This is a genomic window from Azospirillum isscasi, assembly GCF_030849505.1.
In the GTDB taxonomy this organism is placed as follows: domain Bacteria; phylum Pseudomonadota; class Alphaproteobacteria; order Azospirillales; family Azospirillaceae; genus Azospirillum; species Azospirillum isscasi.
Genome location: NZ_JAUJFI010000292.1, coordinates 1 through 3,066, shown reverse-complemented (window position 1 = coordinate 3,066; position 3,066 = coordinate 1). Strand labels below are relative to the sequence as shown.

Sequence of the window (3,066 nt, the reverse complement as noted above, 5' to 3'; positions counted from 1 at the left end):
AATCGTCCCACACGGCCTTCGAGAGCCGGCGCCTTCCCCCAGGGGAGGCGCCGGTTTTTCGTCGTTGAAGCTTGAGGGCAGGGCGCTTGAGGTCAGGGCGCTTGAGGTCAGGGCGCTTGAGGACAGGGCGCTTGGGGTCAGGGGAGGCGGACGGTGCAGATTTTTTCGGGGCTTTCCTTCGCCATGGCCTTGTGGCCGGCGATGACGGTGTTGATCGCATCGGAGGTCAGACGATGCGGGCCGGGGGCAACCACCACGGCGACGCCGCTGGCCGACAGCAGAGGGAAATGCCGCACCGCGCCGTAACGGTCCTTGCCTTCGAAACAGCCGGCCTCCCGCGCCTCCGGGTCGTACAGGCTCTCCGCGTCGGAGCGGAATTGCGCCACCAGCTCCGCCACATGGGCGAGCGCGTCGCCTTCCTCGGCGCCGCTGAGCGCGACGAAGAAGTCGTCGCCGCCGATGTGACCGGCGAAGCCGCCGTTGCCCGACGCCCAAGCCTTCAGCCGCTCGCTGAACATCAGAATGGCGCGGTCGCCCTGGCGGAAGCCGAAACGGTCGTTGAAGGGCTTGAAATTGTCGAAGTCCAGATAGGCCAGGATGTGCCGGCGTTCCGGGTCCTGAAGGGCGCGTTCGATGTGGCGCACGATGGCGGCGTTGCCGGGCAGGCGGGTCAGCGGGTTCTGGTCCGCGGCCATGGCGAGGTTGCGCTCGTGCACCAGCCGGATCAGCGCGCCGCTGGACAGGAAGCCGGCATATTCCCCGCCCTCGATGATGATGATGCCGTCGCTGGCCTCCTCCGCCGAGAAGGCTTCGATCACCTGATCGAGCGGCGTGGAGATGTCGCAGACCGGGCTTTTCACCACCAGCTCCAGCAGCGTGTCGCCCAGCCCGCGGTTGCGCAGCAACTCGCTGCCGAAGCGGGAGTAGACGTAGCGTTTCAGGTCCCGCTCCCGGATCAGACCCAGCGGGCGCTGCTGGCGGTCCACGATGGGGGCGATGGACGGGCTGTTGTCGCCGCGGAAATACTCCAGCAACTCCGTCTTGGGAGAGGTGACGGCCAGCGGCGGCTGCCGCTCGATCACCTCGGACAGGCGCAGGCGGGCGTCGCCGGGCTTGCGCCGGTCCTGGCGGTTCAGCTCCTCCACGATGCCGTAGCGCTCGGGCACCGCGCGCAACTCCAGGCTGGGCCGGGCGATCAGGTAACCTTGCGCGAAGTCGCAGCCGAGATCCCGGCAGGTGTAGAATTCCTTCTCCGTCTCCACCCCCTCGGCGATGATGAGGATGCCGAGCGCGTGGGCGTAGCCGACCAGCGCGTGGGCGATGGCCCGTTTGCGCGTGTCCTGGTCGATGCCGGCCACGAAATAGCGGTCGATCTTCAGATAGTCGGGCTTCGATTCGTAGAGCAGACGCAGCCCGGCGAAGCCGACGCCGAAATCGTCCAGAGCCACCCCGATGCCCGCCTGCCGGTAGCGGTCGATGGCCTGCTCGATGCTGTGGTCGGGGCGAAGCTCCCGCCGTTCGGAGATCTCCAGGCTGATGGTCAGCCGCCGGTCCGGCGCGCCATCCTCCAGCGTGAAGGGGGGCAGCCAGGGGGAGCCGGCGACCCCGACCACCCGCGCGTCGATGTTCAGGAACAGCTTGGCGTCCTGCCAGTTCTCCAGTGCGCGGAAGGCCGCCGCAGCCTTGGCGTGCAGGGCGCATTCCACCTCGGCCAGCAGGCCCTGCATGCAGGCGGCGTCGAGAAGGTCGTTGGCGTTGGCGAAGGGGCTGCGCTCCAGGCCGCGCAGCAGCGCCTCCATCCCGTGGCAGCGCCCGGTGCGCATCTGCACGATGGGCTGGAAGGCGACCGACAGTCCGGCCAGCAGGCCGCACCATTCCGGCGGCAGCCCGGCCTTGCGGGCGCGTCCCCCCGGGGCGGCGCCGCCGTTCTCCATGTCTTCCGCTGGCATCTCTTCTGCTGGCACCGAGGCCATGGCTTCGTCCACCGCCGGCTGTGCCCGTTCCTCACGGGTAAGCTCGTGTTGTAGCGGATCATCTTTTCGTTTTCGTGACAGTTCCGGGGCTTGCCCGCGGCGGGCGATCCAAAATGCCCTTCGCACCGCGGCCCCGCTTTGCGCTATAGGGGTGCGCTTCAACGCGGACGATTGTGGATCTGGGGGAGGCGGCGGGGCATGAAGGTCGGCATCGACATGGGGGCGGCCATGACGGCTGGCGCGACGGGAGCGCCCGCGATGCTGGATCTGGAGGAGCTGCTGGCGACCCGCCTGCTGGTGCAGGGCAATTCCGGCTCCGGCAAGTCGCACCTGCTGCGCCGCCTGATCGAGCAGAGCGCGCGGTGGGTCCAGCAGGCGGTGATCGACCCCGAGGGCGACTTCGTGACGCTGGCGGAGCGGTTCGGCCACATCGTGGTGGACGCCGACGAACACAGCGAGGCCGCCCTGCAGAGCGTCGCCGCCCGCGTGCGCCAGCACCGCGTCTCCGTCGTCCTGAACCTGGAGGGGCTGGACGCGGAGATGCAGATGCGCCACGCCGCGGCCTTCCTGGGCGGGCTGTTCGATGCCGACCGCGACCACTGGTATCCCATGCTGGTGGTGGTGGACGAGGCGCAGCTCTTCGCCCCCTCCGCCGCCGGCGAGGTGTCGGACGAGGCGCGCAAGGTCTCGCTGGGCGCCATGACCAACCTGATGTGCCGCGGGCGCAAGCGCGGGCTGGCCGGGGTGATCGCGACGCAGCGCCTCGCCAAGCTCGCCAAGAACGTGGCGGCGGAGGCGTCCAACTTCCTGATGGGCCGCACCTTCCTGGACATCGACATGGCCCGCGCCGCCGACCTGCTGGGCATGGAGCGCCGCACCGCGGAGATGTTCCGCGACCTGGAGCGCGGGCATTTCATCGCGCTCGGCCCGGCGATCTCGCGCCGCCCGCTGCCGCTGCGCATCGGGGCGGTGGAGACGCAGGGCCGCGCCGGCAGCCCGAAGCTGATGCCGCTGCCCGACACCCCGCTGGAGGACGCGCGGGAGCTGATCTTCCAGCCTGGCGAGCCGGACCCGCCGCGCCTGCCGGTGCGCC

General features: G+C 69.7%; 2 protein-coding genes. One reads left to right on the top strand and one right to left on the bottom strand.

The window, feature by feature from the left end; translation table 11 throughout:
• Nucleotides 1–137: 137 nt before the first annotated feature.
• Entirely contained in the window at nucleotides 138–1,949 is a 1,812-nt protein-coding gene (locus QSG27_RS28265; RefSeq protein WP_306712096.1) for a bifunctional diguanylate cyclase/phosphodiesterase, read from the bottom strand.
• A gap of 222 nt (nucleotides 1,950–2,171) precedes the next feature.
• On the opposite strand from QSG27_RS28265, the gene QSG27_RS28260 reads away from it, so the two are divergent.
• Nucleotides 2,172–3,066, top strand: an 895-nt coding sequence (locus QSG27_RS28260) for an ATP-binding protein (protein WP_306712094.1), incomplete at its 3' end; no start/stop codon positions are given.